The following is a 14,357-nucleotide window of genomic DNA, read 5'->3' as shown; positions in this document are numbered from 1 at the left end:
TTTATGAGAAAAAATATTTTTTATAGCCTAATCATTTTTTTGCTTTTGGTAGGATGCAATAAAATGACAGAAATTGAACAATATGGTCAACACTTTCAGCAGCATCAAGACTATAATAGTTTAAGCAAAGTACTTGATCTAATAGGTAAAACTCCAGATACAAGTTATGTAAAGAAAATATTAGGACAACCTATAGAAATGGGCTTTGATTATAGGTATTTGCTAGATTCTACTGGCCCAAATGGCTGTGTAGTAGGTGCTGTATTCCATATTGATGATATAGGTAAAATCGACCAAAAATGGATTGGTGAGATTTGTGAGTGAAAAAATAGCAAAATTACTTTCTAATTAAAAATAGCTAAAGTTGTATATGCTGTTATTTACTAATTAACACTATTCACACTATTTTTCTGTATGCTTTTCATAACATTACTCCTAAGAAAATTAGCAGATTTGTAATAATTTAATAAAATCTGTAACTAACGTATTTAAATACAATTAGTCAATTACTATATTTTACTACCATGAACACGCAAAACAAAAAACCAAGTACACTACTTATTGTAGGAGTTTTGTTAATCTCCTTCGATCAAATTGTAAGTCATTATGTAAACATGCCAGATTTTTTTAATGGATTATTAATGGGAACCGGTATTGGCTTACTCATTATGGCGGTTTATAAGCTTAGTAAACTAAAAGTCTTCTACTAAGAAAAAGAACAAACATACATCTCGAAAAATCAGGGTAATTTTCTAGATAAATTTAGCATTGAAGAAATAGAAATATTTGTTGTTTTCTTCTTTATTTTGCTGTGAAATTAAAGATAACCAGCAATGAAAATAACAGACCCTGATTTTTTTGACACACTAAAAGAATCATTACCAAAAAAGAATCAAGTAGAAATAGACAATTTTATGTGCAAAGACTGGAATGTGTATTATGAATTATACAATCCAGAAAACTTTGAAGATCCACTTAACCCTCCAGGCGCTTGGTACGATCCAAATTCTAATTATGAATATTACGAAAAGCCATTTAGAGGTACAGAACACATCACGATTTATACAGACGAAGAAAAAGTTAGTTTAACTGCGCTACAAAAGTTAATTAAGAACTCAGATAGTATAGAGCAAGAGATTTTAAGTACTCTGGTAAATTATACATTTGGTAATGGTGGTGCTTATGCAGAAGGGAAGCATTATGCTTATGCAAAAAAGACCATCGAACTGTTTCATAATACTACTTTCACAGATGAGGAATTTATCAAGCGAAACCTCCGAATTGATACCATAGTAATTCCGGCAGAAAAAGATGAGGTACATATTGATTTCCGCTGTGGATGGGATGGTGAACACGGAATTATCGTAAAAATCAAGAATAACAAAGTAAAAGAGGTAGCTTAAAGCTAAGTAGTACTAATTATGTTTGAAGAATTAACTATTGCAGAAAAGTTGATTTTTCTAAATAGAAAAACATCTTCAAATACTTTAGTTTGGAAAACTTTGTTTGAGCTTCACTTAAACAGAATTGTTGAGATAAAAGACTTAAGTTTTACTTATCTCAACAACTCTATTGAACTCAAAAAACATCAATCTATTCTGGTAGCGCCTTTTAAAGGCGAAATCGGCAAACCAATCCCACTTCAGCTTTACAAATTTAAATTAGCAAATTTGCTTGAGCATTTTGATTACTTCAAAAAGCTAGTGATTGATAATAGTTGGAGACTTACCATTTTGTTTAAACAACAATATTTATTTGAGAAGCTATTATTTGGAAATAGACTGTCTGAAAAAGGCAATCAAGAGCTTAACAATATTAAAGATTTTATTCATCCTATTCCGGAAAGTTCTGATTAGAGCAAAACCTTATTTAAAAGCTGAGATATTCATTCTAAATTTTTGTAAATTAAGTCTGTAAATTCCTTACAGTGTCAATACAAAATTACTTTTTTAGATGAAACTCTCTATCCTAATTCTTTTGCTCAATCTGTTTATAGTTAATCACAAACAACTAACAGAATCCATTTTTTCTTTCAATAATTATAATCAGCCAGAAATTTCTAAAGGCATAATTTATCTTTCAAATAATAGTGGGATGAGTTGGCAAAATATAAGCAATGGCATTCCAGAAGATGCTATGTTATCCGACTTGTCTCTATCTGGTAATTCATTGGGAATTGCCACAAAGAAAAATGGTGTGTTTTTGTATGATGCAACTACTTCGAAATGGAACAAAACCTTAAATACTCCCTCAAATTTCGACATTAATGCTTTGCTTATTTTAGACGGACTTATTTATACTGGTACTAATGGAGCAGGAATTTTTATGTCTACAGACAATGGTGCAAATTGGCAACAATCAAACTTTGGTTTAGAAAGTCTCATTATCCGTAAAATCGCTAAGATCGAAGACAAAATATATGCTTGCACTAATGGTGGACTGTTTACATTAAATCTATTTACCAACCACTGGGAAAAAGAATTTGGCGACAAACTCTTGCAAGTAAATGGTATCACAATTTTAAATAATACAATATTTATTGCGACCAACAAGGGTGGATTTAAATCAGCTATCAATCAAAAAAACTGGCAGAGAATGTCATTAGATCATTCATTTCATAATATAAGTGCATCTGGTAAAACCCTGTTTGCCTTGGCATATAATGAGCTTTACGCCTCTACGGATAATGGCGAAACTTGGTACAACGATCAAGCTGGTATTCCGAAAGGGATGTATACTTTCCAATTAGTTCACACTAACAATTACACACTTGCAGGTCAGTGGGATGGAATTTATAAAAAAGACTTCGCGTCTAACTGGATAAAATGGAACAATGGTTTGCCAGCAAAAATCCCCATAACAGAGCTAAAAGGAAATGCACATTTTCTAGTTGCAGCGTCCTCTGGTTGGTATTTAGGGGATTGAATGACAATTTTCTTTTATTTACCTATTCCAATAGTGTTGATTTGAATTACATTTGCCCGAAACCAAATTTAAACTGGCTAAGAATTTAAGATTAACTCTGTGATGAAGGATTTTGGAACTGAAACAATCCCACAATTTATGGTGGCTGCTCCAGCTAGTAATTGTGGCAAAACTACCTTAACCTTGGGCTTATTGAGCGCATTTAAAGCAAAAGGCTTATCCATTCAGCCATTTAAATGTGGCCCAGATTACTTGGATACACAACTGCACACAAAGGCTTCGGGGCAACAGAGTATTAACCTAGACTTGTTCTTTTCATCAGAAAATCATGTAAAAGAATTATACAGTCAATATACTCAAAACAAACAAGCAACGGTTGTAGAAAGTGTAATGGGTTTGTTTGATGGGGCAAACAGAGGCAATGGTAGTTCTGCAAATATTTCCAAGTTACTCAATATCCCAGTTATTCTTGTTGTAGACGCTAGAGCAATGGCTTATTCGGTGGCTCCCCTGCTTTATGGTTACAAAAATTTTGACCCTGCTGTAAACATCGCTGGTGTAATTTTCAACTTTGTAAATACAGATTCACATTATCAATATTTACAAGCGGCTTGCAAAGATGTTGGCATTCGCTCTTTTGGATATGTTCCCAAAAATGAGACTATCAAAATCCCCGGCAGGCATTTGGGCTTGGTTACTTCTCCAGATTTGCAATGGGATGAAATCTTCAAAAATTTATCTAGCCATATTGCCAAACATCTCGATTTAGACGAAATAATCGAAGCAACGTCGAAACCTATTCCAGTTCAACAAACGCAAAAAAACATCAATTCTAACAAGAAATTAAAGATTGCCATTAGCAAAGACGAAGCCTTTTCTTTTACCTACTACGAAAACCTAAAGGCATTGGAATTTTTAGGAGAAGTTACTTTTTTTAGTCCTTTACATGATACAGAATTACCCAAAACAGATTTTATCTATTTATCTGGTGGTTATCCTGAATTGTATCTCGAAAAGCTCTCCGCAAACAAATCCATGTTACAATCCATTAAGAATTACTGCGAGCAAGGTGGTAAAGTACTCGCAGAATGCGGTGGCATGATGTATTTAGGCAAATCGATTGAAGATAGAGAGGGCAATACATATCCAATGGCTAATTTCTTCGATTATACAACTTCTATGGCTCAACCAAAACTTTCTTTAGGCTATAGAAAATTCTTTGTTGAGCATGAGGAGTTTCGAGGACATGAGTTTCATTATTCAAATATAGTAGAACACTCAACCATAGAAACTTGTGGTGATTTTAAAAATGCCACCGACCAGCCTACTGGTACTAAATTGTTTAGAAAAAACAAGGTGTGGGCAAGTTATATGCATTTTTATTGGGGCGAAAAAAACGAATCTGATAATTATCCTTTTCTAGGAAATATTTTAAGCTAAATTAGTACCCATATTTAACTAAATACATATATAATCTACTATGAGTTCACACTTCGATCAATATAAGGCTGAGTTAGAGCACTTAGGTCTTTCTACTATTGAAGATTTAGAAAAACTCGCAAAACCACTCATTAAGACAACTACTAAAATGGAGGTTCAAAAAGCCTCTAGACCTCCCGAAAATTCTCAACTGGATTCTCATTTTGGAGGACAACCCTATTTCGAAATTGGAGAAAGCTGGCCAACGACTGATAATGGTGTTCCACTACAATTTATCTTTCAGGTATTTAACAAGCCAGATTTGGAGCTTCCAAAAAGCATAGAGCTCATTCAGTTTTTTTACGATTTTGAAGAGTCACCTTGGGATAGCACAGATGATGGCCTAAAAATAAAGATCTATAAAAAGCTGAATAAAGATAAAATCAATTTTATTGAACAACCTGAAGAACTTCCGAGAAACAAGTATTGCGAAATTAAATTTATACCTACCGAAACATTGCCAGATTGGGATGGAATAGACTCTTATGAGACTAATGCATCAAAACTATCTTGCATTTTAAATGAAGATAAACCTTGGGAAAGCTACGGTACAGTTGTAAAAAAACTGATTGGCGAACAAGATTATCAGAGCCAGTTGGGAGGTTATCCGCGATGGATACAAGCTGATGCAGCTCCCCAACAATACAACAAACCTTTGCCTTTGCTTTTCCAGATCGATTCTGAGGATAATGCCAATATTATGTGGGGAGATACGGGCGTAATTTATGTTTTTTATGATGAAGTAACTGATAGAACAGAGTTTACTTTACAATGCCTATAATTGAAAAATGCTGAATACAATATATGAGTAGATCAAGAAAGAAAACAAAAATAAGAGGAATAACCACCTCAACTACTGAGAAAAAAGAAAAGCAAGATGCCAATAGAAAATTTCGTAGAACGATTAACCAAAAAGTAAAATCAGGAGAAGGTCATCTACCACTTTTGAAAGAATTATCTAACGTATGGAGCTTTTCAAAAGATGGGAAATTCTTCGATAGTGAAATGGAAGACAAGTATTTGAGAAAGTGAATGGCAGATATGCTAATTGAAAAACAAAAAAGCGCCTTTTAAAGCGCTTTTTTTAAGTAATAATATTATAAAACTTTGTAAACCTGACCAGTTTGAAAGCCCAAAACACTTTTAACATAAGCCTGAGCAACTCGATCCATCGTAACTGGAATGTGCCCCGGAAAAAACGGAAAGTAATTTGGTGATTCTTCTACCACATCTGGCCCAATAGCATTTATACGAATGCCATCTTCCAATTCAATAGCTGCACCTCGAATAAAACCATCAATGGCACCATTTACAGCACTAAGTGAAGATGCTAATTTAATTGGATCTTCGCCCACACTTCCAGAAGTTAAAGTGAAAGAACCCTTTGGATTGATATAATGCTGACCAATTAAAACTAAATTGACTTGTCCCATCAATTTGCTGTTTACAGTTACTCTAAACTCTGTATCGGTCATTTCTTTAAATGGACCAAAATGACCATCGCCAGCGGCACAAACTAAAGCATCAAAAGCACCTACTTTTTCAAACATATTTTTGATCGAATCAGGATCAGTCATATCAATTTGAATGTCGCCACTTTTTGACCCAACTTTTACAATTTCATTGTCTTTTTCAAGGGCTTTTACTACATGTTTACCAATTGTGCCAGTGGCACCAATAATTATAATTTTCATAATATTAATTAGTTTTATTGCAAACCTACGCCAATACTGTACTTTTGTCAAGTAGTTTCCTTTTTGTCAAGTAATGACAAAATTGTCTTAAATTGACCCTGTAGCTTTATAGCCATGAAAAAAATTCAAAAAATTACTCACCATGCAGATGAATGTCCTATAACAGCCACAATAGATATAATTGGGGGTAAATGGAAACCACCATTAATCTGGCTATTAATGAAAGGACCTCTAAGGTTTGGTGAAATACACAAACTTATTCCGGGCATGGCACTTAAAGTACTTTCTAGAAGTTTAAAAGAGCTTGAGTCAGACGGTATCATCATTAGAACTGCTTATCCAGAAATACCTCCTAGAGTAGTTTACTCGCTCAGTGAAAAAGGTGAATCTTTAAGACAAATTATGCACTTACTATCCGATTGGAGCAAAGAGCATATATTAACTGAACAAGAAAGTACGCAAAAGACAAATTAAGTTAAGATTTAAGCAACCTGAGTATACTAAGACTGCTTTTTTAGACAAATGATATTTATATTTATCTGCAACTCTAAACACTCAAACAAATACTTACATGCAGGTAAATCAATTAAAATCAAAACCTCACTTTCCTATTTTGGATGGCTTGAGAGGCATTGCCGCTCTTATGGTTGTTGCATTTCACTTATGTGAAGCACATGCCACTAGCCGTTTCGATCAATTTATTAATCATGGTTATTTAGCGGTAGATTTTTTCTTTGTGCTTTCTGGTTTTGTAATTGGCTATGCCTATGATGACAGATGGGGAAAAATTACCATTGGAGACTTTATTAAAAGAAGATTAATCAGATTGCAACCAATGGTAATAATAGGTTCAATTATAGGTGGTATTTGTTTTTATTTTCAGGCCTCAGATTTTTTCCCACTTATTGCCAAAACACCTATTTGGAAAATGCTCATTGTAATGCTCATCGGCTGCACTCTACTGCCAATTCCCAAATCGATGGATATACGAGGTTGGCAAGAGATGCACCCACTCGATGGCCCTGCTTGGTCTTTGTTTTTTGAATATATTGGTAATATTCTTTATGCACTATTTGTACGCAAATTTTCTAATACTCTATTAAGTATATTGGTTTTCCTTTGTGGAGCTGTACTTATACACCTTACTGTTACCAGTCCCAATGGTGATATTATTGGTGGTTGGTCTATAGACCCAACTCAACTTTATATTGGCTTTACCAGATTAATGTATCCATTCTTTTCTGGTTTGTTATTATACCGCTTGGTAAAACCGGGTAAAATGAAACATGGCTTTCTATTAAGTGCCATTTTGATCGTAATTGTGTTGGCTATTCCAAGAATTGGGGGTAAAGAAAACATTTGGCAAAATGGACTTTACGATGCATTAAATATCATCATTACCTTTCCAATAATCGTTTATTTGGGAGCAAGTGGAGAACTGAAAGGTAACTTTCAAAACAAAATCTGCAAGTTTTTAGGCGATATTTCTTATCCTATCTACATCACCCATTATCCTTTAATTTACATCTATACTGCTTGGGCAAAAGACAATAAAATATCTTTACAAGAAGGATTGCCTTTAGCTTCACTGGTTTTTATTGCCTCACTTACTTTAGCTTATGTTTGCTTAAAGTTTTATGATGAACCTGTGAGAGCTTGGTTAAAAAAAAGTGTATTTATGCGGGGTAAAAACCCTGCTAAAGTATAAGTTTAGTAGGATTTTTCTGGTTAAATTGAAATAATCACTAAAAAGTGTAATAATATTTGGCTATATGTTACCTACTCTATATAATCAGTTTCTTTCTTCAAAGAAACATCTATTGACTATCTAAAGCCATCGAAAATTTAATATGAAAACTATTTATTTTTTTACCCTAGTGTTGCTTATTCTGAGCGGATGTGCAAATAACAAAATTGTTCCTGTCGCAAATACACTGCAAGCAAATGGAGACATAGAGCCAAACCAACAAGAACTCATCTTTAACTGTATAAAAGATTTCCCAAACAATACGGAGCTTTCACTGGCAATTATTGAAAATGGGAAAGTGAAATTTTATGGAGTTAAGCGAGAGAATGACTCAGTGAGTGATGTAGTAAATCGTAAATCTGCTTTTGAAATTGGCTCCATTACTAAAGTATTTACATCTACCCTTTTGGCAAATTATGCATTAGAGGGCAAATTAAAACTGGACGAAAATATCAATCAATACCTCAATTTTACTTTAAAAAACAATACCCCAATTACCTTTATATCTTTAGCTAATCACACTTCTGGATTACCCAGAATGCCTTCTAATTTTATGCTATCTGCTATGCTAAGTCCTGATAATCCTTATAAAGATTATGATGAAGCAAAACTAAAAGCTTATTTAACAGAAGAACTCACCCTTACCGAAGAGAATGGAAAACCTAGTTATTCTAACCTTGGAGCTGGCCTATTAGGTTATACCTTAAGCAAGGTTTCAGGGAAAGACTACCAAACCATGTTGCAAGAGAAAATATTTTCTAAATACAATATGCTCAATTCTACCACTAACAGAAATGAACTAAAAGTGCCTCTTGTAAAAGGTTTAGATAAAGATGGTGACGTAACTTCCAACTGGGATATAAAGGCATTAGTTGGTGCTGGTGGTATTTTGTCTAACACAGAAGATTTATCAAAATTTGCGATGGCTCAGTTTAATAGTGCAAATGAAGAATTGACACTCACCAGAAAAAAGACTTATGTTGACAACACAAGCTACGATATGGGATTAGGTTGGCATGTTTCCGAATCAAAATCGGGTGGTGAGGTTTACTGGCACAACGGTGGTACCGGTGGCTATCGCACTTGCATGGCACTAGATATGCCAAGAAAAAATGCAGTGATAGTTCTTTCCAACATTTCCGCCTTCAATAACGAATCGACTAAGATTGATAAACTCTGCTTCGAATTAGCAAAGACCTTGAAGGAAAAGACAGGAGCTGAAAGCATTGATGAATAAGTTCATCGTACTGGAAATGGAAAAAGGAAATTAAGGGCTATATTTAGTTAACTGTGACAAGCTTAAACTATGAAAGCATTTCTTTGTTTCCTTTTTCTATTTCAATCGACATTTGTATTGGCAAAAGCTTCATTAGTTATACATGTAGAACAAATTGATGCATTTTCAATAATTGATGAAGTTGAACTCAACATTGATGGAGAACATCATTTAAAGAAATTTAAAAGCTATTTAGTTGAGTTTGATAATTTGGATAAAGGAACATATACATTAACTTTTAAAACCATTACTGGAACTCGATTTCAAAAGGAGATTGAAATAAAGAAGCATAAAAAATACAAACTAGAATATTCGCTAGATGATTTTTTTATTGACTTAAGTAATGAATCGAGTTTGTATGAGACATTTTTCAAGCAACAACATGGACATTTAATCATATATAATTTTACTGCTATTGGATGCTTAGATCGTAAAAAAGAAAGCATTGTCATCACAAAACAAGGCAAGGATGTTAAGATAACTCTACTTCCTGAATTCAATGCTATGCAATCTAATAATGATTATTCCTCTTTAAAGAAAACAGTTGCTTTAGAGAATGTAGAGATAATAAATGCATTTCTACATTTTGAAAAAGAAGCTAGTAAACAAAATACTGATGCCTGTTCCTTTACTGGTATTTCAGGAGGTTCTATGAGCTCTACACTAATTTTTTTAGGAGATAAAATGGTTAGATACGATTATTGCCCACAAAACTTTAGAGGCTTTAAAGAATTGAAAGAAGCAATTAAGGATGATTGGTAATTCAACCATTATTGCCAGTTTACATTTTGCTTTATTTCTTCTATAAAATCTGCATCATTACTATATTCAATAGATAATTCTTTAAGATCTTTATGAGTTAGCACTGGACTTTTCACAAATTTATATAAGCCATACTCACTAATAAATTTCTTAAATATTTTTTTGCAGTTACCATATTCTACATGAAATAGCTCATCGCCACTTTTACCGGATTCCCATGCTTCATATCTTGTGATAAACAAAGTCTCATAACTCTTTAAAAACCATGCTTCTACAATACTATCATCACCAAAAGAAGTCGTATAGCTTTTCATTCTCCATAAGAATCCATTTTTAAAATCTTTGATAGAAATAAGATTTTCAGCAAAAATTGGAATACCCCAAGAGTCTCTATATTCCTCAAAAAAATCTTCACAGAATTCGCCATTACACTGTTTGATAATAAATTCTGCACGTGTTTTTGCCGATTCCGACTTTTCTTTTTTAAGTAATTCTGCGATCAGAAGAAAATCCGCAATAGGTTCATTTTCTTCTGACCGCTTTTCAATGATAGAATCAACTAAGTCTCTTGATATTAAAGCTAATGGCGATTTTACTTTTAAAATTCTATTTAAATACTCATACCTTTTTTCCATAAATATTAATTAATCAAACACTCATTCCACCACTGAACTGAAATACTTTTCCCAAAAAGCCATTTTGTCGAGTGTGGGTAGTTTCTGAGATTGTATTACTGTGTCTATCACAATCACTTGTTCAGAACTTGCTGTGTAGGGTTTCCATTCGGGTAAACCTTCACCATTAGGATTCCCTGTTTTAGCGAAGTTTGCCCAATATGTAGACATGGTTTTGGCAATTTCTTTATCTATATTTTCCCAAGGTCTATTGAGCGTGTGCAAATTATCATAAGCATAAACGATTTCACCAGAATGGAAAGCACCAAACTGAGTATCAGGCATATAGCCGGGAACCTGTCTGTTAAAATTGTACATAAATACAGGTTGCTGTCCGGTTTTATCTTGTAATTTCCCCCATTCGTAAACTTGTGCACCAAATATCTGATCTCGACTCATATCCAGTTGAGCCTGAGTTATTTCTTCTAGTGTTTCTGATGGATAAACCTCATAAAAATCTGTAGACATTTCACCAAACTTATTGCTTATCATCTCTCTATATTCCTTTTCTTCTAATTCTTGCGCACCAACCAAATCATTCTTATTCCAACCCAATAAAAGGTTTACATCATTCTGTTTTCCCTGCGCATAAGTTTCAGGAATGCTTTTATCCATCACATATCCATCTGCATAAGGCCAAGACAAAGCACCTTGAGCAGCCAAAATTTCTTCTGCAGGTAATTTTCTTAGTTCTTTTATCGACTTAAAGCCCAAATTCTGCGCGAAATTTACGCCCATTTGCTCAGCCATTTCTTTGGTAATTTCATCTTTCGGAAAATGCAAAAAGCTTCCCCCACTTTCTGCAATGGCATTTTTAAATAAACCTTTGGCTAATGGAGAAGAAGTGAGAAAGTTTACACCAAATGCACCGGCAGACTGACCCGCTATGGTTACATTTTCAGGATCGCCACCAAAAGCAGCAATGTTTTCTTTCACCCATTGTAAACCGGCAATCATATCCATAATGCCATAATTACCCGAGCCATTATAATCTGTTTCTTTGCTTAAATCTGGATGTGCCAAAAAGCCAAAAGCACCTACACGGTAATTTAGACTCACAAACACCAGCCCCTTTTTAGCCATAGCTGTTCCATCGTAAATTGGGCAGCCAGTACCACCAGAGCGAAAACCTCCCCCGTATATATAAACTAAAACTGGTTTTTTCTCTTCGGTTTTCTTCGGTTCTGTCCAAACATTTAGATACAAGCAATCTTCACTAATCGGAGATTCTGGAATCAAAAATTCTTGCGACCAGTATAAAAAAGGCTCTGGCTTATTTTGCATGGGGCTAGGACCAAAAGCAGTACAGTTTTTTACACCTTCCCAACTTTTAACTGGTTGCGGAGCTTTCCACCTTAACTCTCCAACTGGTGGAGCAGCAAATGGGATTCCTTTATATGAAATTATATTGTTAACCGAATCAATTGAGCCTTTAATCTTCCCTCCTGTAACTAAAATTTCATCGTCGGGCATTTTAGATACCTGCGAACAAGATTGTAAAAAGGCTAATGTGATGGATAAGAAAAAGAATAATAATCTATTAGCTTGCATGTTGTTATTAAATTTTTTTGGAATTTTCATATCTACTTAGATTCTCTTGTTTCAATTTATGAAATAGCAAATTAAGTTTCCAGTCTCATATAGTCTTTATACTTATTTCTAATAAATTGTTTTTAAAAAAGTAAAAATCAGTTTAAAAAACATCACAAAAGGGATATTCTAACAGTTTACAGTTACATTTTATCTAAAAATAGCAATATTAAATTAGCCATTTTGTTTTAAAATTTTTTGAGCACAATCGAATATCTCTTTCAGGCTAACTTCTCAATTAATATTTAATTAGAGCTAAAATATCATCATAAAGATTCGAAATAGAATTTCTCTCTTAGAAAAGATATTATACAAAGTTCTAATAGCCAATTACTATAAAATTTTTAATACAAAAAAACTTCCTTATGGCACAGTATAAACCTTTTGCAAATGGAGTTGAAGTGAACGGACAGACTATTTTAACTTTTGTGGATGCAATACCAGCTTTTAAAGATGTAATGTTTGGTATTTTAGCAAAACATGGGCTTTATACAATCGAAGCAGATGGGTGGTATTCTCAAGAAAGCTGGTTAAATGCTTTTAAAGAAATTGGTGAAAAATATGGTGAAAATACCTTATACGCTATTGGCAAGCAAATTCCCGAAAATGCGAAATTTCCTCCTGAAATCGATGATTTAGAAAAAGCATTTTCTGCTATTGATATTGCCTACCAAATGAATCATCAAAATGGGGAGATTGGCTATTACAAATTAGTAGATTTTGATGGAATTTATAGAAGAGCTGTAATAGAATGTAAAAATCCGTACCCAAGCCATTTTGATAGAGGTATTATTACAACCATGACAAGAAAATTTAGGCCTATAGAAAGTATTGTGATTAATGTAATTTTGGATGAAAACAAACCCAGCCGACTCAATGGTGCAGAAAGTTGTACTTATAAAGTTGAATGGTAGTATATAATTTAAAAAGGGCAGTTTAGAAGATTATCTCAGACTGCCCTTTTACTTTTAAATAACAATGTGCGTCATTCAATTTCAGCTTAATCATCTAAGCTTTTAAATCCTTCTAAAACAGTTTTAAAGCATTTTGCCTGATCTCCATTTTCATCGGTATTAGGTTTTACACCATAGTACAAATCCATAAAGTTGCCTGCGCTTGTCCAAACGGTTTGAACCATACCAGTAAAATTCTCTTTCATTTCTGGTGTTGCATTCGCTCTAAACTCCAACATTTGTTTCAATTGTTTTTCTGCTAGATCGGCCTTTCTCCAAGGGCAAATAGCTACATTTAAATCTTTTGAAGCAAAAAGTACAGGAGTTGGATCTACTCTTTCGTAATGCCAATCGCAGATCATCACATCTTTAGGAATTAAATCAATTGCCGGATGAGTATTATTCATACTCGCCTCCCACATGCCAATACCTGTAGATTTCCCATCGATTAATCTATCACCCCAAATCCAAAGCTTTTTATCATTTAAAGCAAGATGATTCCTGATTTTTGTAACTTCTCCTGCAAATAGTTCTGCTTTATCTTTACCAGAACATCTCGGGCATTGTTCTTCTCCAATATAGAAGACTTCATCCATTCCAGCATGAAAAGCATCTGCTTCAAATACTTCTACAATCTCATCGACCAACTCAAAAACTACTTTATGCACTTCTGGGTGAAGCGGACAGTAACTTTTGCAATACAAGCCATCTTCATTTGGCCACTCGTATTTCTCTGGTAATTTCACATTGGGAGTTTCATCAAACTCTGGGTACACTTGGAGTAATTTCTCCAACGAACTATGCCACGACTGATGCCCCAATAGATTAATTTGGGGAACAATAGCAATGTTATATTTCTTACAAGCTGCTACTATTTTTTTTATATCGGCAGTAGACAGCGCATCTTCATTTACTAGTTCTGGATGCGATTTGTATTGGTAACCATAATCTACTCTTAAAATGAGGGTATTTATGTTGTTGGGACCTAATTCCTCATCAATAAATTTAATAAACCTATCTAGGTTTTTAAGGTCTGGTGAAGCAATTGCCAAACCTCTAACAGGTAAAATAGCATCTAATTTATCTTGTGCCTGTAAAAAGTTGATTGATAAAATGCTCAGCAAAAGCATTAAATGAAATCTGATATTTTTCATTTTGATGGTAATAAAATTTGACTGATAAATTGAAAATAGAAGTCAGAGATACATCGAATGGATTTATGTATTACATTGTCTTATAAATTCTGGTAGTAAAGTA

Annotated in this window: 17 protein-coding genes; 13 read left to right on the top strand and 4 right to left on the bottom strand. The window is 33.8% G+C overall.

Features of this window, described 5'->3' with window-relative positions; all coding sequences use genetic code 11:
* The first annotated feature begins 63 nt into the window (after nt 1-63).
* From OQ292_RS30175 to OQ292_RS30140, 8 genes are all read left to right on the top strand, one after another.
* Nucleotides 64-324, top strand: coding sequence for a hypothetical protein (locus tag OQ292_RS30175; protein ID WP_284687836.1), 261 nt, complete (start codon nt 64-66; stop codon nt 322-324).
* Between the two features lie 200 nt (nt 325-524).
* The gene (locus OQ292_RS30170; RefSeq protein WP_284687835.1) at nt 525-710 is read left to right on the top strand and encodes a hypothetical protein; all 186 of its coding nucleotides are present in this window, start codon (nt 525-527) and stop codon (nt 708-710) included.
* 123 nt (nt 711-833) lie between these two features.
* Nucleotides 834-1,403: a DUF6985 domain-containing protein gene (locus OQ292_RS30165; RefSeq protein ID WP_284687834.1), complete on the top strand. Its 570-nt coding sequence runs from the start codon at nt 834-836 to the stop codon at nt 1,401-1,403.
* An 18-nt stretch (nt 1,404-1,421) separates the two neighbouring features.
* Entirely contained in the window at nt 1,422-1,856 is a 435-nt protein-coding gene (locus tag OQ292_RS30160; protein ID WP_284687833.1) for a hypothetical protein, read from the top strand.
* A gap of 97 nt (nt 1,857-1,953) precedes the next feature.
* The gene (locus OQ292_RS30155) at nt 1,954-2,925 is read left to right on the top strand and encodes a WD40/YVTN/BNR-like repeat-containing protein (protein WP_284687832.1); all 972 of its coding nucleotides are present in this window, start codon (nt 1,954-1,956) and stop codon (nt 2,923-2,925) included.
* Nucleotides 2,926-3,027: 102 nt separating this feature from the next.
* The gene (locus OQ292_RS30150; RefSeq protein WP_284687831.1) at nt 3,028-4,365 is read left to right on the top strand and encodes a cobyrinic acid a,c-diamide synthase CobB; all 1,338 of its coding nucleotides are present in this window, start codon (nt 3,028-3,030) and stop codon (nt 4,363-4,365) included.
* Between the two features lie 40 nt (nt 4,366-4,405).
* On the top strand, nt 4,406-5,185 hold the full coding sequence (locus OQ292_RS30145) for a DUF1963 domain-containing protein (RefSeq protein ID WP_284687830.1): 780 nt from the start codon (nt 4,406-4,408) through the stop codon (nt 5,183-5,185).
* A 23-nt stretch (nt 5,186-5,208) separates the two neighbouring features.
* Nucleotides 5,209-5,436 (top strand): hypothetical protein, encoded by a 228-nt coding sequence (locus OQ292_RS30140; protein WP_284687829.1) that lies wholly within the window; start codon nt 5,209-5,211, stop codon nt 5,434-5,436.
* Nucleotides 5,437-5,501: 65 nt separating this feature from the next.
* Here OQ292_RS30140 and OQ292_RS30135 read toward each other — a convergent pair whose 3' ends face one another.
* The gene (locus tag OQ292_RS30135) at nt 5,502-6,098 is read right to left on the bottom strand and encodes a short chain dehydrogenase (protein WP_284687828.1); all 597 of its coding nucleotides are present in this window, start codon (nt 6,096-6,098) and stop codon (nt 5,502-5,504) included.
* Nucleotides 6,099-6,212: 114 nt separating this feature from the next.
* Here OQ292_RS30135 and OQ292_RS30130 point away from each other — a divergent pair, with 114 nt between their 5' ends.
* From OQ292_RS30130 to OQ292_RS30115, 4 genes are all read left to right on the top strand, one after another.
* Nucleotides 6,213-6,572 carry a winged helix-turn-helix transcriptional regulator gene (locus tag OQ292_RS30130; protein WP_284687827.1) on the top strand — a complete coding sequence of 120 codons (360 nt, stop codon included), beginning with the start codon at nt 6,213-6,215 and terminating at the stop codon, nt 6,570-6,572.
* A 97-nt stretch (nt 6,573-6,669) separates the two neighbouring features.
* Entirely contained in the window at nt 6,670-7,806 is a 1,137-nt protein-coding gene (locus tag OQ292_RS30125) for an acyltransferase family protein (protein ID WP_284687826.1), read from the top strand.
* 142 nt (nt 7,807-7,948) lie between these two features.
* A complete protein-coding gene (locus OQ292_RS30120; RefSeq protein ID WP_284687825.1) occupies nt 7,949-9,082 on the top strand; it encodes a serine hydrolase domain-containing protein in 1,134 nt (377 codons plus the stop codon).
* A 69-nt stretch (nt 9,083-9,151) separates the two neighbouring features.
* Nucleotides 9,152-9,883, top strand: coding sequence for a hypothetical protein (locus OQ292_RS30115; protein WP_284687824.1), 732 nt, complete (start codon nt 9,152-9,154; stop codon nt 9,881-9,883).
* Nucleotides 9,884-9,891: 8 nt separating this feature from the next.
* On the opposite strand, the gene OQ292_RS30110 is transcribed toward OQ292_RS30115, so the two are convergent.
* Nucleotides 9,892-10,518, bottom strand: coding sequence for a hypothetical protein (locus tag OQ292_RS30110; RefSeq protein WP_284687823.1), 627 nt, complete (start codon nt 10,516-10,518; stop codon nt 9,892-9,894).
* A 21-nt stretch (nt 10,519-10,539) separates the two neighbouring features.
* On the bottom strand, nt 10,540-12,138 hold the full coding sequence (locus OQ292_RS30105) for a carboxylesterase/lipase family protein (protein WP_284687822.1): 1,599 nt from the start codon (nt 12,136-12,138) through the stop codon (nt 10,540-10,542).
* A 374-nt stretch (nt 12,139-12,512) separates the two neighbouring features.
* Here OQ292_RS30105 and OQ292_RS30100 point away from each other — a divergent pair, with 374 nt between their 5' ends.
* Nucleotides 12,513-13,061: a hypothetical protein gene (locus tag OQ292_RS30100; protein ID WP_284687821.1), complete on the top strand. Its 549-nt coding sequence runs from the start codon at nt 12,513-12,515 to the stop codon at nt 13,059-13,061.
* Nucleotides 13,062-13,147: 86 nt separating this feature from the next.
* On the opposite strand, the gene OQ292_RS30095 is transcribed toward OQ292_RS30100, so the two are convergent.
* Complete coding sequence (locus tag OQ292_RS30095) at nt 13,148-14,254, bottom strand: family 20 glycosylhydrolase (RefSeq protein ID WP_284687820.1); 1,107 nt, start codon at nt 14,252-14,254, stop codon at nt 13,148-13,150.
* Between the last annotated feature and the right edge of the window lie 103 nt (nt 14,255-14,357).

The organism is Chondrinema litorale (genome assembly GCF_026250525.1).
Classification (GTDB): domain Bacteria; phylum Bacteroidota; class Bacteroidia; order Cytophagales; family Flammeovirgaceae; genus Chondrinema; species Chondrinema litorale.
This window is presented reverse-complemented; position numbering and strand designations above follow the sequence as displayed.